General features: G+C 71.9%; 25 protein-coding genes. 19 read left to right on the top strand and 6 right to left on the bottom strand.

The features are described 5' to 3' along the window. Positions 1-90 precede the first annotated feature (90 nt). On the top strand, positions 91-963 hold the full coding sequence (locus tag OHS58_RS21665; protein WP_328649626.1) for an oxygenase MpaB family protein: 873 nt from the start codon (positions 91-93) through the stop codon (positions 961-963). 63 nt (positions 964-1,026) lie between these two features. Beyond that, entirely contained in the window at positions 1,027-1,878 is an 852-nt protein-coding gene (locus tag OHS58_RS21660) for a MerR family transcriptional regulator (protein WP_328649625.1), read from the top strand. A 13-nt stretch (positions 1,879-1,891) separates the two neighbouring features. On the opposite strand, the gene qcrB is transcribed toward OHS58_RS21660, so the two are convergent. After that, positions 1,892-3,481: a cytochrome bc1 complex cytochrome b subunit gene (qcrB, locus tag OHS58_RS21655; protein ID WP_326954620.1), complete on the bottom strand. Its 1,590-nt coding sequence runs from the start codon at positions 3,479-3,481 to the stop codon at positions 1,892-1,894. 158 nt (positions 3,482-3,639) lie between these two features. Here qcrB and OHS58_RS21650 point away from each other — a divergent pair, with 158 nt between their 5' ends. The 6 genes from OHS58_RS21650 to OHS58_RS21625 all read left to right on the top strand — a co-directional run bounded on the left by OHS58_RS21650 (position 3,640) and on the right by OHS58_RS21625 (position 8,016). Then, positions 3,640-4,167 carry a hypothetical protein gene (locus OHS58_RS21650; RefSeq protein WP_247049285.1) on the top strand — a complete coding sequence of 176 codons (528 nt, stop codon included), beginning with the start codon at positions 3,640-3,642 and terminating at the stop codon, positions 4,165-4,167. Between the two features lie 105 nt (positions 4,168-4,272). Continuing rightward, a complete protein-coding gene (locus OHS58_RS21645) occupies positions 4,273-5,631 on the top strand; it encodes a TIGR01777 family oxidoreductase (protein ID WP_326947962.1) in 1,359 nt (452 codons plus the stop codon). Then, positions 5,628-6,104, top strand: coding sequence for a TspO/MBR family protein (locus tag OHS58_RS21640; protein ID WP_247049289.1), 477 nt, complete (start codon positions 5,628-5,630; stop codon positions 6,102-6,104). Before OHS58_RS21645 ends, OHS58_RS21640 begins: the two co-directional genes overlap by 4 nt. 5 nt (positions 6,105-6,109) lie before the next feature. Continuing rightward, positions 6,110-6,649, top strand: coding sequence for a 2'-5' RNA ligase family protein (locus tag OHS58_RS21635; protein WP_328649624.1), 540 nt, complete (start codon positions 6,110-6,112; stop codon positions 6,647-6,649). A 120-nt stretch (positions 6,650-6,769) separates the two neighbouring features. Then, the gene (locus OHS58_RS21630) at positions 6,770-7,210 is read left to right on the top strand and encodes an SRPBCC family protein (protein WP_328649623.1); all 441 of its coding nucleotides are present in this window, start codon (positions 6,770-6,772) and stop codon (positions 7,208-7,210) included. Further along, complete coding sequence (locus tag OHS58_RS21625; RefSeq protein WP_328649622.1) at positions 7,207-8,016, top strand: DUF1295 domain-containing protein; 810 nt, start codon at positions 7,207-7,209, stop codon at positions 8,014-8,016. Before OHS58_RS21630 ends, OHS58_RS21625 begins: the two co-directional genes overlap by 4 nt. A gap of 3 nt (positions 8,017-8,019) precedes the next feature. Here OHS58_RS21625 and OHS58_RS21620 read toward each other — a convergent pair whose 3' ends face one another. Further along, positions 8,020-8,970 (bottom strand): NADP-dependent oxidoreductase, encoded by a 951-nt coding sequence (locus OHS58_RS21620; protein ID WP_328649621.1) that lies wholly within the window; start codon positions 8,968-8,970, stop codon positions 8,020-8,022. A 131-nt stretch (positions 8,971-9,101) separates the two neighbouring features. On the opposite strand from OHS58_RS21620, the gene OHS58_RS21615 reads away from it, so the two are divergent. Together OHS58_RS21615 and OHS58_RS21610 are read left to right on the top strand one after the other, a co-directional pair. Next, on the top strand, positions 9,102-9,974 hold the full coding sequence (locus OHS58_RS21615) for a helix-turn-helix transcriptional regulator (protein ID WP_328649620.1): 873 nt from the start codon (positions 9,102-9,104) through the stop codon (positions 9,972-9,974). Between the two features lie 82 nt (positions 9,975-10,056). Continuing rightward, the gene (locus OHS58_RS21610; protein WP_328649619.1) at positions 10,057-10,374 is read left to right on the top strand and encodes an STAS domain-containing protein; all 318 of its coding nucleotides are present in this window, start codon (positions 10,057-10,059) and stop codon (positions 10,372-10,374) included. Here OHS58_RS21610 and OHS58_RS21605 read toward each other — a convergent pair. Beyond that, positions 10,349-10,966, bottom strand: coding sequence for a TetR/AcrR family transcriptional regulator (locus OHS58_RS21605; RefSeq protein WP_328649618.1), 618 nt, complete (start codon positions 10,964-10,966; stop codon positions 10,349-10,351). The two genes, OHS58_RS21610 and OHS58_RS21605, sit on opposite strands and share 26 nt — an antisense overlap. 78 nt (positions 10,967-11,044) lie before the next feature. On the opposite strand from OHS58_RS21605, the gene OHS58_RS21600 reads away from it, so the two are divergent. From OHS58_RS21600 to OHS58_RS21570, 7 genes are all read left to right on the top strand, one after another. Beyond that, positions 11,045-11,413, top strand: coding sequence for a DUF1330 domain-containing protein (locus OHS58_RS21600; protein ID WP_328649617.1), 369 nt, complete (start codon positions 11,045-11,047; stop codon positions 11,411-11,413). Then, positions 11,413-12,165, top strand: coding sequence for an alpha/beta fold hydrolase (locus OHS58_RS21595; RefSeq protein ID WP_328649616.1), 753 nt, complete (start codon positions 11,413-11,415; stop codon positions 12,163-12,165). Before OHS58_RS21600 ends, OHS58_RS21595 begins: the two co-directional genes overlap by 1 nt. A gap of 205 nt (positions 12,166-12,370) precedes the next feature. After that, a complete protein-coding gene (locus OHS58_RS21590; protein WP_328649615.1) occupies positions 12,371-12,961 on the top strand; it encodes a GNAT family N-acetyltransferase in 591 nt (196 codons plus the stop codon). Positions 12,962-13,099: 138 nt separating this feature from the next. Next, entirely contained in the window at positions 13,100-13,399 is a 300-nt protein-coding gene (locus tag OHS58_RS21585) for an EthD family reductase (RefSeq protein WP_326947973.1), read from the top strand. 110 nt (positions 13,400-13,509) lie between these two features. Beyond that, the gene (locus tag OHS58_RS21580) at positions 13,510-14,262 is read left to right on the top strand and encodes an SDR family oxidoreductase (protein WP_326947974.1); all 753 of its coding nucleotides are present in this window, start codon (positions 13,510-13,512) and stop codon (positions 14,260-14,262) included. Then, entirely contained in the window at positions 14,259-15,029 is a 771-nt protein-coding gene (locus tag OHS58_RS21575) for an SDR family oxidoreductase (RefSeq protein WP_326954611.1), read from the top strand. The genes OHS58_RS21580 and OHS58_RS21575 overlap by 4 nt, the downstream gene beginning before the upstream one ends. Further along, positions 15,026-16,573, top strand: coding sequence for an acyl-CoA carboxylase subunit beta (locus tag OHS58_RS21570; protein WP_328649614.1), 1,548 nt, complete (start codon positions 15,026-15,028; stop codon positions 16,571-16,573). The genes OHS58_RS21575 and OHS58_RS21570 overlap by 4 nt, the downstream gene beginning before the upstream one ends. Here the strand turns inward: OHS58_RS21570 and OHS58_RS21565 are convergent. Then, on the bottom strand, positions 16,570-17,088 hold the full coding sequence (locus OHS58_RS21565) for a dihydrofolate reductase family protein (protein ID WP_328649613.1): 519 nt from the start codon (positions 17,086-17,088) through the stop codon (positions 16,570-16,572). The two genes, OHS58_RS21570 and OHS58_RS21565, sit on opposite strands and share 4 nt — an antisense overlap. Before the next feature lie 201 nt (positions 17,089-17,289). Between OHS58_RS21565 and OHS58_RS21560 the strand changes: the two genes are divergently transcribed. Together OHS58_RS21560 and OHS58_RS21555 are read left to right on the top strand one after the other, a co-directional pair. Further along, on the top strand, positions 17,290-19,971 hold the full coding sequence (locus OHS58_RS21560; protein WP_326954608.1) for a lectin: 2,682 nt from the start codon (positions 17,290-17,292) through the stop codon (positions 19,969-19,971). Positions 19,972-20,433: 462 nt separating this feature from the next. Next, a complete protein-coding gene (locus OHS58_RS21555) occupies positions 20,434-21,381 on the top strand; it encodes a hypothetical protein (protein ID WP_326954607.1) in 948 nt (315 codons plus the stop codon). A 22-nt stretch (positions 21,382-21,403) separates the two neighbouring features. Here the strand turns inward: OHS58_RS21555 and OHS58_RS21550 are convergent, their stop codons facing one another. Then, positions 21,404-22,207, bottom strand: coding sequence for an enoyl-CoA hydratase-related protein (locus OHS58_RS21550; protein ID WP_328649612.1), 804 nt, complete (start codon positions 22,205-22,207; stop codon positions 21,404-21,406). Between the two features lie 92 nt (positions 22,208-22,299). After that, positions 22,300-23,277 (bottom strand): LuxR C-terminal-related transcriptional regulator, encoded by a 978-nt coding sequence (locus OHS58_RS21545; protein ID WP_326947980.1) that lies wholly within the window; start codon positions 23,275-23,277, stop codon positions 22,300-22,302. Between the last annotated feature and the right edge of the window lie 37 nt (positions 23,278-23,314).

Genomic DNA, 23,314 nt, shown 5'->3' with positions numbered 1-23,314 from the left:
GAGAGAGCCGACAGCGGGTCGAATCTGCATCGCAGTTGCATCGAAGCGGTGACTCGGCCGGACGGTTCGGCAGGACGGAGACCAGGGCCCATGACGATGTCGCTGACCAGCGTGGCGCAGGTGCGGGAACGGGCTCGCGACGCGCTCTTCGCGCGGGTGGCCGGCCCGGACGGGCCACGCAACCGGGACCGGATCCACCACGCGCCCGGACCGCGCTGGTTCGCTCCGGACAGCGCGATCCGCCAGGTGCACGGCGACACGGCGATGTTCGTCGGCGGGTTGCGCGCGCTGCTGCTGCAGTCGCTGCACCCGTCGGCGATGGCCGCGGTGGCCGCCCATTCGGGGTACCGGGGTGACCCGTGGGGCCGGTTGCAGCGCACCAGCACGTTCCTCGCCGTGACGACGTTCGGCACCACCGGCGACGCCGACCGGGCCGTCGCGGTCGTGCGGGGCGTGCACCGGCGCGTGCGCGGCACCACCGAGGACGGGCAGCCCTACCGGGCCGACGACCCGCACCTGCTGAAGTGGGTGCACGTCGCGGAAACGGACAGCTTCCTGCGTGCCCACCAGCGTTACGGCGCACATCCGCTCGACGAGGCCGGATGTGACCGCTACGTCGCGGAGACCGCGCTGGTCGCCGAGAAGCTCGGCGTCCTCGATCCACCCCGGACGCGCGACGAGCTCGACCGGGCGCTGGCCGCGTACCGGCCGGAGCTGCGGGGCAGCGCGGACGCGCGCCAAGCGGCTCGGTTCCTGCTCGTCACCCCGCCGATTCCCTGGCCCGCCAGGGTTCCGTACGCCGTGCTCGCGGCGTCCGCGGTCGGGATGCTGCCGGTGTGGACCCGGGCCCGGCTGCGCCTGCCGTACCTGCCGGTGGCGGAGGCCACGGTCATCCGGCTCGCGGCCGGTGCCTTGGTCAAGGCGGTGCGCTGGGCCATGACCGCGCCGGAGCCCGGCACCTGAGCCTCTTCGTCCGGCGATGCAGCCGCGATGCAACGTATGCTGTGACGAACACGGGGAGACGACGTGACCGATACGTCCGAAGCACGTTCGCTCGGCTCGAGCGAGGTGGCACGGACGCTCGGGGTGTCCCAGGTGACGCTGCGGACGTGGGAGAAGCGCTACGGGATCGGCGCCGCCCAGCGCGAGGACAACAACCGCCGGCGGTACACCCCGGAGGACGTCGAGCGGCTGCGCCGGATGCGGGCGCTGCAGGCGCAGGGGACCAGCGCACGCGACGCGGCCCGGCTCGTGCTGTCGCGCTCGGCCGCCGAGACGACCGTCCGGCGCCGCCGGGAGCGGCTCGCCGAAGCCGCGGAGTCCTTCGACCTGCCCACGATCGGCGGGCTGGTCGACGACGCCTTCACCAGCCTGGGCGTGGCCAAGACGTGGACCGAGGTCGTCGCGCCGGTGCTGCGCGTGATCGGGGAACGCTGGGCCGAGCACGACGACCGCCAGGCGATGGTCGCCGAATGGGCGCTGGCCACCACGGCCTCGGCGGCGATCGACCGGTACGCGGCCCCGGCGGCCGCGCTGCCGGGCTCGGCGCCCGTGCTGTTCGTCTGTGGCCCGACCGAGCGGCACGAGCTGCCGGTCAAGATGCTCAGCGCGGCGTTGAGCGACGACGGCGCCGCGGCCGCGTTCCTGAGCGGGCCGGTCTCGGTCGACGTCCTGCGGGCGATGTCCGCCCGGTTCGCCCCACGCGACGTCGTGGTCTGGTCGATGACCGCGCAGTCGGCCGACGTGCGGTTCCTGCGCGTCCTGAGCGCCGAAGGGGTGCCGGTGCGCCCGGCGGGCCCGGGGTGGCACGGGCTGCCGACGGTGGGCGAGCCGCTCCCGCCGTCGTTCGCGGCGGCTTTGGGTGTCTACAGCAGCTGATCGGCCGGCGCGATCACCGGCGCCCTCGTTGCAGAGCGCGGGTTTCGTCGTCGGGGTCCGGGCGCAGCAGGGAACCCGGCACGGCGTGGCCGGCGGTGCCCAGCTTGTTCATCTTCTTCGGCACCGGCGCGCCCTGGTACTCGAGCGGGATCGCGTGACCGTGGCGGTCGACGCCGCCGAGCGGCTGGTGGACTTCGATGAACTCACCGTGCGGCAGCCGCTTGATGATGCCCGTCTCGACGCCGTGCTCCAGCACCTCGCGGTCGGCCCGCTGCAGGCCGACGCACAACCGGTAGGCCGCGAAGTAGGCCAACGGCGGTCCCACGAGCAGGCCGATCCGCCCGGCCCACGTCAGGGCGTTGAGCGAGACGTCGAACTCGAAGGCGAGGATGTCGTTGAAGCTCGACAGCGTGAGCACGAGGAAGAACGTGATGGCCATCGCGCCGATGGAGGTGCGGACCGGGACGTCACGCGGGCGCTGCAGCAGGTTGTGGTGCGCGTGGTCGCCGGTGAGCTTCCGTTCGATGAAGGGGTAGCTCAGCAGGACCGTCACCAGCACGCCGATGCCGATGGCGCCGGCGAAGAAGACCGGCGGCACGGTGTGGTCACCGAGGTAGAGCTCCCAGGCCGGCCAGACCCGCAGGAGACCGTCGGCCCAGCCCATGTACCAGTCCGGCTGGGACCCGGCGGAGACCTGGGACGGGTTGTAGGGCCCGAAGTTCCACACGGGATTGATCTGGAGCAGGCCGGACATCAACGTCAGCACACCCAGCACGATGACGAAGAAGGCGCCGCCCTTGAGGGCGAAGTACGGCATGATCCGCACCCCGACGACGTTGGTCTCCTTGCGCCGCACCCCCGGGAACTGGGTGTGCTTCTGGTACCACACCAGCGCCAAGTGGGCCCCGACCAGCGCCAGCATGATGCCCGGCAGCAGCAGGATGTGCAGCGTGTACAGCCGCGGGATGATCTGGTCGCCGGGGAACTCCCCACCGAACAACGCCCAGTGGATCCAGGTACCGATCACCGGCACCGACAACACGATCCCCGACAACGTCGCCCGGATACCCGTACCCGACAGCAAGTCATCCGGCAGCGAATACCCGAAGAAACCCTCGAAACAGCCCAGGACCAGCAGCAGACCACCGATCACCCAGTTGGCCTCACGCGGCTTGCGGAACGCGCCGGTGAAGAACACCCGCAGCATGTGCACCGCCATCGACGCCACGAAGATCAACGCCGCCCAGTGGTGCAGCTGCCGCATGAACAACCCACCACGAACGTCGAACGAAAGGTCCAACGTCGTGCGGAACGCCTGCGACATCTCCAGGCCCTGCATGTTCGTGAAACTGCCGTGGTAGACGACCTCCTGCATCGAGGGGTCGAAGAACAACGTCAGGTACACACCCGTGAGCAGCAGGATGATGAAGCTGTAGAGCGCGATCTCGCCCAGCAGGAACGACCAGTGGGTCGGGAACACCTTGTTCATCTGGTGCCGCAGGCCCTTGGCCAGGCGGTAGCGCTGATCGGCGTTGTCCGCGGCGTCGCCCACCGCCCGCTCGATCGCGCTCGACCCCTTGGTCGGCGTGGTGAGTGAACTCATCGGCGACCCTCCTCCGGCGGTTGCCCGCTCGGCGATCGTCACACCGCCGCCTCGCCGGCGCAACGAAGACCGGGCCCGTGCATCGAAGTTGGAGCGCGTACGGCGCGTCCTCGCCGGATCGCGCTGCGGGCGTGGCCGCCGTCGGTCACGATGGGGAAATGGGGCGTTGGACGGCCGGGAAGCGGCTGCGGCAGGTGATGGTGTTCGTGCACGTCGCGGTGTCCGTCGGCTGGCTGGGGGCGGGCGCGGCCAACGTCGTGCTCGCGATGACCGCCGGGTACACCGGTGAGCCCGGCGTCCGCGAGGTCGCCTACCGGCTGATCGAGCGCATCGACGACTTCGTGGTCATCCCGGCGGCCTTCACCACCCTGGTCGGCGGGATCGTGCTGGGGGCGTTGACGAAGTGGGGACTGACCCGGTTCTGGTGGGTCCTGGTGAAGCTGGTGCTGACCGTCGCCGTGATCGGCTACAGCACGTTCGGCCTCGGGGTGTGGGTCGAGCAGAGCATCGCCGCGGCCGCCGCGGGCGTCGAGAGCCCGGTGGCGGGCCCGCTCGCCTACGGCGCGGCGCTCAACATCGTCGCCTTCCTGGCCATGACGTGGCTGTCGGTCGCCAAGCCCTGGGGCCGCACCCCGTGGTCACGGCCGCCGGTGGTGGCGCGGCGACCACGCTTGTCCGAAGTCTGAACCCGGTTTGCATCGCATCTGCATCGCGCTCGGAGTGCGACGGCCCGGTACGCGACCTACGCTCCGCAGGTGTCCGGATCGTAGTCGCGTCGTGGAGGTGATCGCGTGACCTTCGAGTACTCCACCGTGGTGGCCGCCCCGCTCGACGAGGTGTTCGCATGGCACGGCCTGCCCGGGGCGATCGTGCGGCTGACGCCGCCGTGGCAGCCCGTCAAGGTCGGTGCCGAAGCCGCTTCCCTGCGCGACGGCCGGGCTCGGCTGAATCTGCCCGCCGGCCTGCGCTGGGTGGCGGCCCATGACCCGGACGGTTACCGGCCGCCGCACCAGTTCGTCGACCGGCTGGACACGCCGGTGCTGTCGAACCTGCTGTCCTGGCGCCACACCCACCGCTTCGCCGCCGACAGTCCTGATCGGACGGTCGTCACCGACCTCGTCGAAACGCCGCTGCCCGACGCGCTGCTCCGGTCGATGTTCGCCTACCGCCACCGTCAGCTCGCCGCCGATCTCGCCGCCCAGCACCGGTACTGGCGCGAACCGCTGACCGTGGCCGTCACCGGCGCGAGCGGACTGGTCGGGACCGCGCTGACGGCGTTGCTGACCACCGGCGGCCACCGGGTGATCCGGCTGGTGCGACGGCCCGCGCGCACCCGCGACGAGCGCACGTGGGACCCGGCCGCGCCGGCCACCGGCCTGCTGGCCGGTGTCGACGCGGTCGTCCACCTGGCCGGCACCTCCGTCGCCGGGCGGTTCGACGACCGGCACCTGAAAGCCGTGCGGGACAGCCGGATCGGCCCGACCCGGGCGCTGGCCGCGCTGGCGGCCCGCACCCCGGACGGCCCCGGGGTGTTCGTGTCGGCCTCGGCCGTCGGCTACTACGGCCCCGACCGCGGCGACGACGTCCTCACCGAAGACAGCAAACCGGGCGAGGGCGCGCTGGCCGACATCGTCACCGAGTGGGAGGCGGCCACCGAACCCGCCGCGGCGGCCGGGATCCGGGTGGTGCAGGTCCGCACGGGCCTGGCGCTGAGCCCGCGTGGCGGCCTGCTGCGGCTGCAGTACCCGCTGTTCGCCGCCGGGCTCGGCGGGCCGCTCGGCGCGGGCCGCCAGTGGACGCCGTGGATCGGCCTCGACGACCTGACCGACGTCTACCTGCGCGCGCTGACCGACCGCGGCCTCGACGGGCCGGTCAACGCCGTGAGCCCCGAGCCGGTACGCAACGTCGAGTACACCCGGGTCCTGGCCCGTACCCTCAAGCGCCCGGCGCTGCTGAAGGTGCCGCACTTCGGACCGCGGCTGCTGCTCGGCCGGGACGGCGCCCGCGAGCTGGCCTTCGCCGATCAGCGCGTGCAACCGGAACGGCTGCTCGCGGCCGGGCACGTCTTCCGGCACACCCGGCTCGGCGACGCGCTGGCGCACCTGCTCGGAGCGGCCGCCGCTCCGTCGAACGTGGGAGAACCGGTATGACCACCGTGCACCGTTCCGCCCCGGCACCGGTCGCCTTGGCCGGGTTCCTCGCCGCGGTGGCCGTCGTCGCCGTGGTCGGTGGCCTGGCCGCGTCGTCCTCGCGCGCGGTGTACGCCGGGCTCGAGCAGCCGCCGTGGGCGCCGCCGTCCTGGCTGTTCGGTCCGGTGTGGACGGTGCTGTACGTCCTGATCGCCGTGTCCGGCTGGCTGTACTGGCGCGCCGGCGGAACCCGTGCGGGTTTCACCTGGTACGCGGTCGGGCTGGTGCTCAACGCGGCGTGGACGCCGTTGTTCTTCGCCGCCGGCGCCTACACGCTCGCGCTGGTCGAGATCGTGCTCCTCGACGTCGCGGTGGCCGGTGCGGTCGCGGTGTTCTGGCGCCGCTCGCGCGTGGCCGCCGCGCTGCAGGTCCCTTACCTGGCTTGGACGTTGTTCGCGACGGCGCTCAACACCGCGATCGTCGTGCTGAACTGAACGGCGTGCCGGCAGCCGAGCCGCCACTGGTGGTCACACTCGCCGTCGACCGGGAATCCCAGCGCGCGTGGGACGAATTGCGCCGGACGTGGTTCCCGGCCGAGCGGCTGAAGGTGGGCGCGCACGTAACGCTCTTCCACGCGCTGCCGGGCGAGCACGCGGACGCCGTCATCGCCGACTGCGCCGAGATCGCGGCGAGGTGCCCGCGGTTCTCCTTCGCGGTGGACGGGGTCAACTCCCTCGGCGGTGGCGTCGCCATCGCCTTGTCCGCCGCCGCATTGACGTCCCTGCACGGGAAACTGCGGACCCGGTGGCGATCGTGGTTGACCGCGCAGGACGCGCAGCCGCTGAAGCCGCACGTCACCGTCCAGAACAAGGTCGGCCGCGAAACGGCGAGGGCGACCATCGAGGCGCTCCGCCCGGACTTCGGGCCCCGGACGGGTTCGGCGACCGGGCTCGCGGTGTGGCGGTACCTGGGCGGGCCGTGGCAGCCGGTGACCTCCGTGGACTTCGTGACGCCCGCTGTGCGGCGGGCGGGGGAGTGACCGCATGAGGCGTGTCACCCGGGCGGGTTGTTTGGTCGTTGCCGGTGCCGGGGTAGCCGGTGGATCCGTCCCGGCGCGGAACTCAAGTCCGTTGTCGAAGCTGATCGAAAGGGTGGATCCATGACCACTGTCTCCCGCACGTTCACCGTCGAGGCGGCTCCCGGTGTCGTCGTCCCCTACCTGGCCGACTTCGGCCACGCCGAAGAGTGGGACCCCGGCACCGAGCGCTGCACCCGCAACGACAGCGGCCCGGTCAAGGTCGGCTCGTCGTGGCACAACACCTCCAAGATCGCCGGCATCAGCACCGAGCTGACCTACACCCTCGAGCAGCTCGCCGGCGACCGCATCGTGCTGGTCGGGCGCAACGACACCGCCACCTCGACCGAGACCATCGACGTCACGCCCAGCGGCGCCGGTTCCGAGATCACCTACACCAACGAGCTGCAGTTCAACGGCCTGGCCAAGGTCGCGGCCCCGCTGGGCAAGGTGGTCTTCGAAAAGCTGGGCAACGACACCGAGAAGCAGCTGACCGACGTGCTCAACGGCCTGGCCCGGCGATGAGACCGCGCACGCTGGACACCGCGAACCTGCGGCGGGTGGCCGGGCTGTCGGCCGCAGTCGTGACGGCGGCGCAGGCCGCGACCGCGGTCTTCGCGTTGCGCAAGGGCCGGCGCGACTACGCCGACGCCGTTTGGGGTCCCGGTCTGGCGGCCGTGGCGGTCACGAGCGCGCTGGCCGGGCGCGGTGACGCCCGGCGGCGCTGGGCGCTGGCGGCGCTCACCGTCGCGTGGGCGGCCCGGCTCGAACGCCAGATGCTGAGCCGCCTGCGCGGCAGCGACGAAGAGGATCCGCGCTACACCGAGTTTCTGGAGGGCGCTTCGACGCCGGCGGTCGTCGGCAAGGTGTTCCTCACCCAAGGCCTGTGCCAGCTGCTGGTGTCGGCTCCGGTGCAGCTGGCCGCCGCCAGTGCCCTCCCGCGCGGCAAGCGTCGGTGGCTGGCCCCGGCCGGGCTGGCCGTCATGGTCGGCGGGGCCGTGGTGGAGGCGCTGGCCGACCACCAGAAAACGGTGTACTCCCAGCGGGACAAGGACGAGCGGCCCGAGGTGCTCGACACCGGCCTGTGGGGCTGGTCGCGGCATCCGAACTACTTCGGCGATTCGCTGGTGTGGGACGGCGCGTGGCTGACGGCGGCCGCGTCGTCGCCCGGCCTGTGGACGTTGCCCGCGCCGGCGTTGATGAGCTACCTGCTGATGTTCGCCACCGGCGCCAAGCGCACCGAGAAGCGCATGCAGGATCGCCCCGGCTACAGCGATTACCAGAAGCGGGTGGCGTTCTTCTTCCCGCGGCCACCGTCCAAACGAGACTGAGCTTCAGCGGCTGACGGCGAGCACGTGCTTCCCCATGACGCCGCCGCGTTCGAAGGCCTCGTGCGCGGCGGCGACGTCCGCCAGCGGGTACACCCCCTGCACGACCGGGCGCAGGGCGCCGGACGTGACGTAGCCGGCCAGCTCGGCCAGCACGGCGGAGCCGGGGTTGGCGCTGAACGCGCGGATGCGCCGGGCGCCGTGGACGGTCGACGCGGCGATCGCCGCCAGCGCGGGGGGCGACAAGGCGATCGTGACCATCCGGCCGCCCTTGGCCAGCCGGCCGCGGTAGCGGTTCAGCTCGGAGCCGACGGTGTCGACGACGACGTCGAACGGCCCGATCCGATCCGGCGTCGTGGTGCCGTAGTCGAGGACCTCGTCGGCGCCCAGGTCGCGCAGGAGCGCGGCGTGACGGTCGCGGGCCAGCGCCGTGACCCGGCCGCCCAGCGCGCGGGCCAGCTGCACCGCGGCGGTGCCGACGCCGCCGGCCGCGCCGCGGACCAGGACCCGCTCGCCGTCTTTGAGCTGGACGCTGTCGCGCAGCGCGATCAGCGCGGTGCTGCCCGCCACGACCAGGGACGCCGCCTCGACCGCCGGGACACCCGCGGGGGCGGGCGCGATGCGCTCGGCGGGGACGACGACGTACTCGGCCGCGGCGGCGACGGTGTGGCGTTGCCGCGGGTGGACCATGCCCCAGACCCGGTCGCCGGCGCGGTGGCCCTCGACGCCCGGCCCGGTCGTGACGACGACCCCGGCGAAGTCCAGGCCGACACCGATCGGGAACTTGCGGCCGGACACCATCCGCAGCCCACCGGCGCGGACGATCGCGTCGTGCCCGTTGACGCTGGACGCCTCGACCGCCACCAGGACCTCGCCCGCACCGGGGGAGGGGCGGTCGGTCTCGGTGACCCGCAGGACGTCCGGGGTTCCGAAGCTCGTGATCTGTGCGGCCTTCATGGTGTGTTTCCTCCCGTGGTCGGCTGGTGCGACACCGATCCTGGGGCGTATTCACGGCGGCACGGTCGTTCGCCTTGTCCTGGGTCCGCCGGACCCACCTTCGCCGGTCACGCCGCCGGCATACTGGGCCGGTGACCGATGACCCCCGCCGCGCGCTCGCCGAGTTCCTGCGGACCCGGCGGACCCGGGTGCGGCCGCAGGACGTCGGCCTGGAGCCGGGTCCGCGGCGGCGCGTCGCCGGCCTGCGCCGCGAGGAACTGGCCCTGCTGGCCGGGGTGAGCTCGGACTACTACCAGCGCATGGAGCAGGGGCGTGACGTGCGGCCCTCCGGCCAGGTCCTCGACGCCATCGCCCGGGCGCTGGACTTCTCGGCCGAGGAGACCCGGCACCTGCACAGCCTCGCCGCGGCCGCCCGCACCCCGGCCCGGCCGGCCCGCCGGTACCCGCCGGAGGAGGTGCCGCCGACCACGTTGCGGCTGCTGCGCGCGACGACGTCACCCGCTCTGGTCGTCGGCCGGTTCCTGGACGTGCTGGCCTGGAATCCGCTGGCCGGTGCGCTGCTGGGCGCGTTCACCGAGGTGCCCCGGGCCGAGCGGAACCTGCTGGCGCTGCTGCTGCACCCGGAGGCCGATCGGGCGTGCCCGGAGCGCGCGGCCACCGTCGCCGAGCTGACCGGGATGCTGCGGGCCCAGGTCGCCGCGGAGCCGGGTCACCCGCGGGCGGTCGAGCTGGTGGGCGCGCTGGCGGTGCGCAGCGCGGAGTTCGCGACGCTGTGGGCCCGGCACGACGTCGAGGCCACGACCCGCGGCCGGATGCGCGTCGACCACCCGCTGGTCGGGGAGCTGAACCTGGACTGGGACGCGTATCCGATGCCGGGGGCGCCGGGGCCGGTGCTGATCGTCTACACCGCGGAGCCGGGCGGCCCGGACGACGAGCGGCTGCGGCTGCTGGCCGGCCTGCTCGACGCGCCCCGGGCGACGGAGACGTCCACCCGGTCGCCGTGACCCGGCAATCCGGGTGGGGTCCCGCGCCGAATGCCTGAAGATCGTGGACGCTCGCACCCGAGCCCGGAAGGGAAGTGGGCAGATGGGGACAGCCGGCGACCCCACGCCGTTCGAGGCCGCGGCGGTGCTCACCCTTCGCGCCGCACCCGAGCTGGCCGGTACCGAAGAGGCGGAACAGGCCTTCGCGCCGGCGCTGGCCGTGCCGCCCGGTACCCCGGTCGTGGTCGACCTTTCGGCGGTGACCTTCCTGACCCTGGAAGCCGTCGTGCCGCTGCTGGCTCTTGTGGAACGGTGTGCCGCGGAAGGCCAGGCCCTGCTGATCGTGGCTTCCGCCTACGTGCGGAGGAAGTGGGCGTTGCTGGGCCTGGATCCGGTCATCCCGCTGCAGCCGGTCGGCTGAGGGCGCGGCGCCAGAATCCGGTGACGCCGCGGCGCAGCTGTTCGGTGTCGACGCTCCGCGGATCGAGCAGCCGTTGCAGTGCGATCCCGCGGAGCTGCCCGACAACGGCCACCGCGACGTCGTCCGGAGCGGCTCCGGGGTCGATGGTGCCGTCCGCGATGCCCGCTTCGACGTCGTCGCGCAGGTCGGCGCGGAAGGCGTCGTCCCGCTCGCGGAAGATCGGGGCCAGCTCCGGTTGTGTCGGAGCTTCCGCCCACAGCAGCAGGAAAGCCTGGTTGAACACGCCGATCGAGCTGAGCGCGCCGAGGTAGCCGTCGATCAGCCGCAGCAGGCGGTCGAGTCCGGGCGCCACGCCGTCGAGGCCGGGCACGAAGCCGGCTTGGGTGGCGCGGGCGAGCCGTTCGACCAGGGTCTGCTTGGCGCCGAAGTGGTGAGTGACGATGCCGCGGCTGTAACCGGCGCGTTCCCCGACCCGGGCCAGGGTCAGCGAGCGCACCCCCTGCTCGACGACCAGTTCGGCGGCCGCGGCCAGTAGCGCGGCTTCCGCCTGGTCACGGCGTTCCTGCTGGGTGCGGCGGGTGCTCGTCGGCATGACCGCAGCCTATCAAACTAACTTGCGTGTCGGTCAACAAGTATGTTTGGGTGGAAGCCTGAACCCGGGAGGCTCCTGATGATCGACATCGACGACCGCGAACTCGACGCCCTGCTCGCCGACGACCCTGGCGGCCCGGTCGTGATGCTCAACCTGCTGCGGTTCCGCCCGGACGGCGGCCGCGAGAGCTACCAGCGCTACGCCGAGGCGCTCGGCCACACGATCAACGCCCGCTACGGCTTGAGCGTCGAGTACCTGGGCGACGGCGGGCGCGCCCTGGTCGCCGAAGCCGGGCAGGCCTGGGACATGGTGGTGCTGGTCCGCTACCCGGACCGGCGGGCGTTCGCGGCCATGGTCCGCGACCCGGACTACCAGGCGGTCGCGCACCTGCGCAGCGAGGCGCTGGTGGAGTCGGTCCTGCAGCCGACCAGCCCGGTCGCCGTCTGATGCCCGCGGTGTTCGTCCACGGCAACCCGGAGACGGCGGCGGTCTGGGAGCCGTTGCTGGCCGAGCTGGCGGCCGTCCGGCCGGACCTGGTGTGCCTGTCGCCGCCCGGCTTCGGGGCGCCGCTGCCGGCCGGGTTCGGCGCCACGCACGCGGAGTACCGGGACTGGCTGGTCGAACAGCTGACGGCGCTGGGCGAGCCGGTGGACCTGGTCGGCCACGACGTCGGCGGCGGGCACGTGGTGAACGTGGTGCTGAGCCGCCCGGACCTGGTGCGCAGCTGGGTCAGCGACGTGCTCGGCGTCTACGACCCCGGCTACGAGTGGCACGAGCTGGCCCGCCGCTGGCAGACCCCCGGCGTCGGCGAGGCCGACGTCGCGGCCCGGTTCGGCGGCACCGTCGAGGAACGCACGGAGACGTTGGTGCAGCGGGGGATGGGCCGCGCGGTCGCGGCCCAGGTGGCGGCGGGCCAGGGCGAGGCGATGGGCCGCGCGGTGCTGGCCCTGTACCGATCGGCCGCCCAGGCGGGCCCACCCGGCCTCGGCCTGGAGCTGGAGCGCGCGGCGGCTCGCCCGGGCCTGGCCATCCTGGCCACGGCGGACCACGTCGTCGGCACGGAAGAGCAACGCCGCCGGGCGGCCGCCCGCGCGGGAGCCCAGGTCGCGGTCCTCGACGGACTGGGCCACTGGTGGATGACCGAGGCCCCGGCCCGCGGCGCCGCGGCACTGACGGGTTTCTGGTCGACGATCCGCTGAGCGGATCGTCGATGCCGCGTTGATCCGTGTTCAAAGGACGCGAGGCTGGGTAATCGCGGTTCTGTGTCCCTTCCGTGCTTGGCGGGGATTCGGCGATGGCGTCGGTTCAGCAGCGAGCCGGCGCCATCGTCGTGCCACGGGAAGACCGCGGCGCCGGCCCGTCGCCCGGCACAGCTCGGTCGGGAATCGGATCTACGGTGATCCCATGCCTGCCTCTTTCGACGTCTGTCCCGCGTCCCGGTTCGAGGACGTGGCGGCGATCCTCAACCCGAGCGGGAACGAGCGTGCCTGCTGGTGCCTCGCGTATCGGAGTACCTCGGCCGAGTACAGCGCGCTGCGGGGTGAGCAGCGGGCCGAGCATGTCCGCACGTTGTGTGCCGAGAAGCCCGCGCCCGGCGTGCTGGCCTACGACGGCGACGTGCCGATCGGCTGGTGTGGCGTGGCGCCGCGGTCGCGGATGGAGCGGCTCGTGCGGTCGCGGACGATGCCCCCGCTCGACGACCTGCCGGTGTGGAGCGTGGTGTGTTTCGTGGTGCGGGCGCCGTATCGGCGCCGCGGCGTGTCCCGGGCTCTGCTGGACGGAGCTGTCGCCTATGCGCGTTCGTGCGGCGCCCCGGCCATCGAGGGGTACCCGGTCGACACGGAGGGGGCGCGGATCGGCTCGAGCGCCGCCCACGTCGGCACGACCACGTTGTTCGCCGGAGCCGGCTTCGACCGGGTACGGCCCACTCAAGCGCGGGCCGACCGCCGGGTCCGCTGGCTCATGCGGCTCGACCTCGGCTCGCCGTCGTCATGACGCTCGCCGGGCTCGGCGCCGACGTCGCACCCGCGTGAGCCGCTGAGGAACCGGCGGGCTCGGGGGCCGGTCCTCCGCTACTGTCCGGTCGCGGGTCCCGCTCGGTGGACCGCTCTCCCGTCGCCGAAAGGACTGCCCGTGCACCGGCTCACCGTCCTCTACCCGCCGCCCGTCGATCCCGCGCACTTCCGTGACCATTACACCCGCGTCCACCTGCCGCTGGCGGCGAAGCTTCCCGGCCTCGTCCGGATGCAGCACGCCTTCGACGTCGAGGGCCTGGGTGGGGCCAGCCCGTACTTCGCGGTCTTCCACGGCGACTTCGAGTCGGCCGAGGCGATGGCCGCCGCGCTGGGGTCCGACGAGGGCAAGGCGGTCTCCGCGGACGTCGCCAACTACGCGACCGGTGGCGCGCAGCTGGTGCACTACGAGCTGAGCTGAGCGCGGCGTGTGACGCGCGCGGTCTTGAGGCCGCGGGCGGATCGCGCATAATGGCACCAACAACCGACCGCTTAGTATGTTCCGGGCAACGTCGAAGGAGACACCCTGCCGTGAACTCGTTCAAGGATCGCGTCGCGATCGTCACCGGGGCCAGCCGGGGCATCGGCCTCGGCATCGCCAAGACGCTCGTCGAGCGCGGCGCCAAGGTCTGCATCACCGCGCGCAAGCCCGAAGCCCTGGAAGAGGCGGTCAGCTCCCTCGGCGGCCCGGACGTCGCCATGTTCGTGCCCGGCAAGTCCGACGACACCGACCACCAGGACGAGACCGTCGCGAAGACGATCGAGACCTTCGGCCGGCTCGACTACCTGGTCAACAACACCGGCATCAACCCGGTCTACGGCTCGACGCTCGACATCGACCCGGGCGCGGCGGCCAAGATCCTCGGCGTCAACGTGCTCGCGCCGCTCGGCTGGACCAAGCGCGCCCGCGACGCGTGGATGGGCGAGCACGGCGGCGCGGTCGTCAACGTCGCCTCCGTCGCCGGCCTCGGCGCGTCGCCCGGCATCGGGATGTACGGCGTCAGCAAGGCCGCGCTGATCCGCCTGACCGTCGAGCTCGGCGCCGAGCTGGGCCCGAAGATCCGGGTCAACGCCGTCGCGCCGGCCGTGGTCAAGACGAAGTTCGCGACCGCCCTGTACGAAGGCCGCGAGGAGGAGGTCGCCTCGGCGTACCCGATGAAGCGCCTCGGCCTGCCGTCCGACATCGCGGGCGCGGTGGCGTTCCTGCTGTCCGACGACGCGAGCTGGATCACCGGCCAGACCGTCGTCCTCGACGGCGGCGTGACCCTGGGCGGTGGCCTGTGACCGGCGTCGTCGTCACCGGTGGTGGTGGCGGTATCGGGGCGACGCTGGCCCGCCGGTTCGTCGCGGACGGCGCCCGGGTCGTCGTCGCGGACCTCGACGGCGACAAGGTCCGCGAGGTCGCGGCCGAGATCGGCGCGACGGCGTTCGTCGGTGACGTCGCGAGCGTCGACGGCGTCGCGAAGCTGGTCGAGAGCGCGCGGGAGACCCTGGGCGAGATCGACGTCTTCTGCGCCAACGCCGGGATCGCGCCCTTCGGCGGCGCGGAAAGCCCCGAGGAGGTCTGGGCGCGCACCTGGGACGTCAACGTGATGGCGCACGTCCGCGCGGCCAACCTGCTGCTGCCCGCGTGGCTCGAGCGCGGCAAGGGTCACTTCATCGCGACGGTCTCCGCCGCCGGGCTGCTCACCAGCCTCGGCTCGGCGCCGTACTCGGTGACCAAGCACGGCGCCCTGGCCTTCGCCGAGTACCTGTCGGCGACCTACCGCCACCGCGGCCTCACCGTGCAGGCGATCTGCCCGCAGGGGGTGCGCACGGCGATGCTGGAGAGCACCGGCACCGCCGGGCAGCTGCTCATGGGCGCGTCGGCGATCGAGCCCGAGCAGGTGGCGGACGCGCTGTTCAAGGCGATCGAAGAGAAGCGCTTTCTCGTTCTGCCGCACCCGGAGGTCGCCGGGTACTACGCGGCGCGCGCCACCGAGACCGACCGGTGGCTCGGCGGGATGAACAAGCTGCAGCGCAAGGTCGAGCAGGCGCTCGGCGACGCATGAGCTGGGAGCCGGAGGTCGGTGAGATCGCCCGCCGGCGCGAGCTGGCCGAGCGGATGGGCGGCCCGGAGAAGGTGGCCCGCCAGCGCGCGGCCGGGCGCTCGACGGTCCGCGAACGCATCACAGCACTCGCCGACCCCGGCACCTTCGACGAGATCGGCGCGCTGGCCGGGACGGCGTCCTATGTGGACGGCTCGCTGGAGTCGTTCACGCCGGCCAACTTCGTCATCGGCACCGCTCGACTCGACGGCCGCCGCGTCGCGATCGGCGGGGACGACTTCACCGTGCGCGGCGGCGCGGCCGACGCGGCGATCATGGAGAAGCAGGTTTACGCCGAGCGGCTCGCGAACGAGCTGGGCCTGCCGATGGTGCGCCTGATCGAGGGCACCGGCGGTGGCGGCAGCGTGAAGATGCTGGAACAGCACGGGTTCACCTACGTCCCGGTGAACCCGGCCTGGGATCTGGTGGTGGACAACCTGTCCACGGTGCCGGTCGTCGCGGCGTGCCTCGGCCCGGTGGCCGGGCTGGGTGCCGCGCGGGCCGTGATGTCGCACCTGTGCGTGCTCGTCGAGGACGTCGCGCAGCTGTTCGTCGCCGGGCCGCCGGTCGTGAAGCACGCGACGGGGGAGGATCTGTCCAAAGAGGAACTGGGCGGCGCCGACGTCCACCGGCGCAGCGGCGCGGTGGACCGGATCGTCGGCTCCGAAGCCGAGGCTTTCGCCGTGCTGAAGCAGTTCCTGTCGTACCTGCCGTCCTCTGTGGACTCGCTGCCGCCGGTCGGGTCCACTGAGGACCCGGTCGACCGCCGCGACGAGGCGCTGCTCTCGCTCGTGCCGCGCAACCGGCGTCAGCCTTACCGGCTGCGGCCGTTGCTGGACGGCGTCTTCGACGAAGGCTCGGTGTTCGACTACGCCGTCTCAGGCGGCTCGGCGTACGCGGGATTGGCGCGGCTCAACGGTCATCCGGTCGGCGTGCTCGCCACCGACCCGTACCGCGGCGCGACCCTGACGCCCGAGGGCGCCGACGTCATGACGCGCCTGGTCGACCTCTGCGAGACGTTCCACCTGCCGCTGGTGTCGCTGACGGACCAGGCCGGCATGGTGATCGGCGCGGCGGCCGAACGCGCGGGCGCGATCCGCCACGGCGCCCGCGCGGTGACCGCGGTCTACCAGGCGCGGGTGCCGATGGCCGAGGTGATCGTGCGGCGCGTGTTCGGCGTCGGCGGCGCGGGCCAGACCAACCGGCACCGGCTGGTCCGGCGCTGGGCGTGGCCCTCGGGCGACTGGGGTTCGCTGCCCGTCGAGGGCGGCATCGAGGCCGCCTACCGCGCCGAACTCGACGCGGCCGACGACCGCGATGCGCGGATCGAGGAGATCCGCGCCCGCCTCGACGCCGTCCGCTCGCCGTTCCGCACGGCCGAGCGGTTCTCCGTGGAGGACGTCATCGACCCGCGCGAGACCCGCGCCCGGCTGTGCGACTGGGTGCCGGACGCCTACGCCGTGCTGCCGAAGCTGGTGGGCCGGCCGTCGTTCGGGATGCGGCCCTAGCGGAGGACCCGGTACCAGTTCGGCGCCACCACCTCGAGCGGGACGGTCGTGCCGCCGGGGTGGTCGAAGATCCGGACGCCGTCGCCGAGCAGGACCGGCACGGGCATCGCGAGGATCTCGTCCAGGAGCCCGGCTTCGAGGCACTGGCGCGCTACGTCGGCGCCGAGGACGTTGACGTACTTGTCACCCGCGGCCGCCTTCGCCGCGTCGACGGCCTCGTGCAGGTCGCCGACGAAGGTGACGTCCGGGACCGGCGCGGCCGGCCGGTGGGTGAGCACGAACTGCGGGCCCACCCAGCCGCCGCCGAAGGCCTTGCCCTCGCGCTCCGCGTCGCCGCGGTGGGGGTCGTCGCCGCCGAACGTCCGGCGCCCGACCAGCAGCGAGCCGATCCGCGGGATCAGGGCGTCGACCGCCGGATCAGGGCGCAGGTACGGGGTCAGCCAGGACATGTCGCCGCCGGGGCCGGCGAGGAAGCCGTCGAGCGACATGCTGAAGCCGTAGAGCAGTTTCGCCATGCTGTCTCCTGGGTGTCTCCTTGAGGCGTTTCGCGGACTTCAGTACTGACGGCCCGCGGCCGGAAAAGTCATCGGCTTCACCCGGCCGTGTCCGGAACGCGACAGGATCACCACGGACCGTTGACAACGGTGTCAGCCCGCGAGGACCGTTTCCCATCGCGTGGCTCAAGTGCTTGTGCTCAACGGCGAAGGACAAGTGACATGGTCTTGCGTTCCCTCATGCGGCTATCGGCCGCTTCCGTGCTGGCCGTGGCCGGCCTGATCCCCATTTCCGCTTCCGCGGCGACGCTGGTCGCCGATCCCGCGTCCGTCGTGAACCCCTTCATCGGCACGTCCAACGCCGCCGACGACTTTCCCGGCGCCGACGTGCCGTTCGGCATGGTGCAGTGGAGTCCCGACACACCCAGCCGCCCGGACGGCGGCGGGTACGAATACAAGGATTCCTCGATCACCGGTTTCAGTTTGACGCATTTGTCCGGTCCGGGCTGTGGTGCCGACGGCGACGTCCCCATTCTGCCGACGGTCGGCGCGGTCAACACCGGCGCGACGGACTCCTTTTCCCACGCGAACGAAACCGCCGACGCGGGGTACTACTCCGTGGGTCTCGACAACGGTGTCAAGACCGAGCTGACCGCCGCGCTGCGGTCCGGGTTCGGTCGCTTCACGTTCCCGTCGACGTCGCAGGCGAACCTGCTCTTCAAGCTCAACGGCAGCCAGAACGGGACGTCGAACCAGACGTGGACCGTGGTCAGCCCGACCGAGGTGTCCGGGTCGGTCACGTCCGGTCACTTCTGCGGCGCCGGGTTCACCTACACGCTCTACTTCGACCTGGTCTTCGACCGCCCGTTCAGCGCCAGCGGTACGGCCGCCGCGCCCGCCGTGACGCCCAAGGCGTCGACGGACAAGCTGCACGGCGCGGAGCCGAAGGCCGCGGCCGCCGCCGCTCCCGCCGCTCCCGCCGCTCCGGCCGCGGGCCCGGGCAGCGCGTACGTCCGGTTCGACACGACGACCAACCGGACCGTGCAGGCCAAGGTCGGCGTCTCGTACGTCTCGGTGGCCAACGCCGTCGCGAACCGGACCGGGGACATCCCCGCGTTCGACTTCACCGCGACCCACACGGCCGCGCACAACGCGTGGAACTCGATGCTCGGCCGGATCCAGGTCGCCGGCGGGACCACGGCGCAGCAGCGCGTGTTCTACACCGCGCTGTACCACTCGTTGCTGCACCCCAACGTCTTCTCCGACAGCAACGGGCAGTACATCGGCTTCGACAACCAGGTCCACACCGTCGCGAGCGGACATTCGGCGCAGTACGCCAACTTCTCCGGCTGGGACATCTACCGGACACAGGCGCAGTTGACCGCCTTGGTGGCGCCAACGCAGACCAGTGACATCGCGCAGTCGATGATCGCCGACTACGCCCAGGGCGGCGGGCTGCCCAAGTGGGCGCAGAACAACGGCGAGACGTACGTGATGGTCGGCGATCCGGGCACGGCGATCCTCGCGAGTTACTACGCGTTCGGCGCGAAGAACTTCGACACGTCGGCGGCGCTGCAGGCGATGCTGCACGAAGCGAGCGCGGCGAACAACGTCCGGCCCGGGCTGAACGCGCTCAACGCGCCGGGGTACCTGCCGGCCAACGGCACCTACCAGTGCTGCAACTTCTACGGCCCGGTCTCGACGCAGCTGGAGTACAACACGGCGGACTTCGCGCTCTCGGCGTTCGCCGGGGCGCTGGGGGACACCGCGAACCAGGCCGTCTACGCCGGCCGCGCGCAGAACTGGAAGAACACCTTCAACCCGGCCACCGGGTTCATGCAGCCCAAGGACGCGGGCGGCGGCTGGACCGCCGGCTTCAACCCGGCGAGCGGGTCGAACTTCGTCGAGGGCACGTCGTGGCAGTACACCGGCATGGTGCCGTTCAACGTCGCCGGGCTGGCCGCGGCGCGCGGCGGCAACGCGTCGCTGATCAGCTACCTCGACAGCGTGCTGGCCGGGTTCCACGGCAGCGGCGGCAGCCAGGCCGACCTGGGCAACGAGCCGAGCCTCGAACTGCCGTGGGAGTACGACTACGTCGGGCAGCCGTACAAGACGCAGAAGGTCGTGCGCCAGGTCCAGGACCAGATCTGGACGGACGCGCCGGGTGGCTTGGCCGGCAACGACGACCTGGGCGCGATGAGCGCGTGGTACGTCTTCTCCGCGCTGGGCTTCTACCCGATGACGCCGGGGACGCCCGACCTCGCGCTGGGCAGCCCGCTGTTCACCCAGTCGGTGGTCAGCCTGCCGAGCGGCAACACGCTGACGATCAACGCCCCGGCGGCGGCGGACAACGCGCCGTACGTCCAGAGCGCGACGTGGAACGGCGGGGCGTGGAACAACGCGTACGCCCCGACGTCGGCGATCACCTCGGGCGGCACGCTGGCCTTCACCCTCGGGACGTCGGCGAACACGTCGTGGGCGGCGTCGAACCCGCCGCCGTCGTACGGCGGCACGCTCCCGCACATCGGCCCGGTGTCTTCGGGCGTCGCCGGCAAGTGCCTGGACGTCGCCACGAGCGGCACGGCGAACGGAACGCACGCACAGCTGTACACGTGCAACTCGAGCGGCGCGCAGAAGTGGTTCTCCGGAGCGGACGGCTCCCTGCAGGCCCAGGGCGGCTGCCTGGACGTCAGCAACAGCGGCACCGCGAACGCCACGAAGGTCCAGCTGTGGCAGTGCAACGGCTCGGGCGCGCAGAAGTGGCAGGCCGGCACGGCGGGAGCATTGGTGAACCCGCAGTCGGGCCGCTGCCTGGACGACCCGAACAGCACCACGGTGGACGGAACACAACTGCAGATCTACGACTGCAACCAGAGCGCGGCCCAGAGCTGGACCCGCGGCTGACCCTGGTCGCGGTCACCGAGGTGACGACCTGACGCTGGGCCGATGACCACCTGTCATCGGCCCAGCGTCAGGAACGTTCGGTCATCGTCGCCTTCTCCGTGAGCCACAGCCGATGCCGACCGCCAGCAGCATGCTCACCGCGGAAGCGATGCCCGAGGCAGCAAGCTCGCCCACGATCACTGCGGCGAACCCACCCAGGACGCACAACAACCCGCGCAGGTTTCGTGACCGTTCTCGTGAGCCGGCCGTCCACCGGACGAGTCCGAGCAGGTCCTCCCACGGGATCGGCCTGCGGTCTTCGCTTGATCTTCCTGGTTTCGTCATGTCCCCAGGAAGCCCTGGTCAGGGGCTGTTTCACAGGACTTCGAACGAGATCGGGCCGGACTCGAACAGGGCCGAACGGGGGAGAACAGGATCGAACGGGGAGTAACGCTCGGCGAGACCGAAACGACCGAGTTGGTTGTGGAAGTAGCCTCGTCGCCCCATCTCTTCGACGATCTTGCCCCGGGCCGGGCGACGACCGTCGTCGAGTTCGCCGACTTGCTGCAACAGGTCCGGTCGCGGTCGGGCAAGACTTACGACGAGGTCTGTCGTTGGGCCACTGAGCACGGCACCACCTTGGCCAAGTCGACGCTGTCGGACTTGCTCAAGGGACAGAGGCTGCCGCGGGACGGCCACATGGTCGCGATCCTGCTGGCGTGCGGTCTCGGGTCCGAGGCCCTGGAACCTTGGAAGCAAGCTCGCGCGCGCCTCGAAGCGCCGCCTCGCGAGCACGACCTGGTCATCGTGCGCAGCGACTTCGACGACTTCTCCCGCGATCTCCGCGATCGTCTCACCGAGGCCCGCCAGGAGGTTTCCGACCTGCGGCAGCGTGAGCAGGACCTCGCGGCGAGGCTGGCCAAGGAAGAGATCAAGTGCCGGCAGCTGGAAGCCGATCTCGAGCGCATGCGCGCACTCCGCTCACCCGCCGGCGAAGAGAGCTCGCCGGATGAGGCGCAACGGGAGAGTGAACTGCAGGCCCTGCACGAGCGCGAGCGCGAACACATCGAGAACATGCGGACCGAACTCGTCCTGATCAACCGGGCCCGACAGCGTGCGGAAGAGCAGATGGAGCTGGTCGCGGCCGAGTCGACCGACTCCCAGCAGACGAGCCGAGTCGTCGATCTCCTGGAGCTGCACTTCGAACGCGCCGAGTACGAGCGGCGTCGTCGCGAGGATCTGGCCGGGCGCCTCGAGAACGCGCAGCTGCGCGTGTCCGAACTCCAGCGCATTCTGGCGATGTACCAGGGCCCCGCACAGTCGGAACGGGAGGCCGCGCCGCCTGCACCGCAGCCTCCGCCGACGGTGTGCGACCTGCCGCACGTCAGTTCGAGTCGATGGTGGCATCGGCTCTTCGCCCGTTCGTCTTGATACCGGGCGGCTTCGTGTCGGTTCAGCCCGCCGGATAGGGCGGGAACTCCGGGGCGCGCCGCTCGTTCCAGCTCGCCAGCCCTTCGGCCAGCTCCGGGTGGCTGAACGACTCCACCATCAACGTCGTCGCCTCGCGGGCCGACTCCGGTAGCGACAGTGCCGCTTCCCGGGTGAACTGCCGCTTCATCACCGCCATCGACCTCGGAGCGCTGTACGTCGCCAGTTCCGTCGCGTACGCCTGGACCCGCAGCGTCAGCTCGCCCGCCGGGACGACCTCCTGGACCAGGCCGTACTCCAGCGCTTGCTCGGCGGTGAACGTGCGGCCCGACAGCAGCAGGTCGCGGGCCCGGCCCTGGCCGATCAGCTCGGGGAGGAGCTTCGCGATGCCGTACTCGGCGATCAGGCCCCGGCGGGCGAACGCCGTCGTGAACTTGGCGCCCGCGGCCGCGAAGCGGACGTCCGCCGCGCACGCGATCACGAAGCCCAGGCCGGCGCAGCCGCCGTTGATCGCCGCCACCACCGGGATGCCCACCGTGGCCGCCGCGAGGACGTCGCGGAAGTTCTCGTGGCCGCCGCCGCCCGCCGGGGGTGCCGCGACGATGCCGTCCAGCAGGCCCAGGTCGGCGCCCGGGCAGAACGACTTGCCGGCTCCGGTGACGACGACCGCGCGGACCTCGGGGTCCGCGTCCGCCTCCCGCAGCGCCGCGCCGTAGCGGGCCTGCATCGGGACGTCCATCGCGTTGCTGCGCTCGGGCTTGTCGAAGGTGACGGTGGCGACCGCGCCGTCCCGTCCGTACCGGACGCCGTCCACAATGGACTCGGGCATGGCCGCCTCCTCGGGGGTCGGAGGCCGCCGAGCATAGCGCGGCCGCGAACCCCGCCGGGAGGTGAACGCCGGCGTTCACCTCCCGGCGGGGATCAGGCCAGCCAGCCGCGCTGCGCCGCGCGCATGCCCGCCTCGAACCGGCTCTTGGCGCTCAGCCGGTCCATCAGGTCGGCCATCATCCGGCGGACCGTCCGCAGGGACAGCCCGAGGCGGCGGGCGGCCACCTCGTCGGTCATGCCGTGGGAGAGCAAGGAGAGCAGGGCGCGCTCCTGGCCGGTCAGGCCCTCGTCGTCCCGGGTGCGGCCGGCGCCGAACGGCGACGCGCTGTACCAGAGCTGCTCGAAGTAGGCCCGCATCAGCGAGACGATGCCGGGCGTGGTGATCTGGATGGCGCCCTGGCGGGTGTTCTCCGCGTCGAGCGGGACCAACGCGGTCTCGCGGTCGACCAGGAGCAGCCGGGCGGGCAGGGTCGGCTGGGTGCGGACCTCACCGCCGCGTTCGACGAGCCAGTCGACGTACTTCTGCGTGCGCGCGTCGTTGCGCGCGCTGTCCAGATAAACGGTCCGGATCGCCACGCCGCGGGACAACGCGGCTTGGTTGAGTGGCATTCCGGCATTGATGCTCGCCTCGGACTGGGCGCCGCCCGGCATGAAGGAAAGGCATTCCTTGCTGGCCCGGCTCGCCAATACCTCGATACGCCGCTGGATCTCGTCGATCCCGACCAATTCGTCCGGGCTCAGGGAGGGCGCGGCCTCCTGGAGATCGGCGATCAAATCGGACACCGCCGCGTGGCTCTCGGCCAGTTCCAGCTGGCTGCGCTGCAGTTGTGCCTGTCGCATTTGCACCAGGGAAAGCAGGCCGAACTCGGGATCGACGGCCCGCAGGGCGTCGGGGTCTTCCCGGGAGGGCCGGACCAGTGCGAGATCGGCCAGGCGATCGAGTGTCGTACGTACTTCCTCTTCGGACAAACCTAGCGAAGTCACAAGATCGGCCACGCCCCAATCACGGTGCGCGACCATCGTCCGGTAGACCAATTCGCCGGTTGCATCCACCCCCAGTGGCTTCAGCATGAAAAGCAGCGACCCCCAGTCTGTTGCTTCCTGGCCA

Origin of the sequence: Amycolatopsis sp. NBC_00348 (assembly GCF_036114655.1) — a bacterium.
GTDB lineage: Bacteria > Actinomycetota > Actinomycetes > Mycobacteriales > Pseudonocardiaceae > Amycolatopsis.
Note: the sequence above shows the minus strand (reverse complement) of the source record. Positions and strands in the feature narration are given on the sequence as shown.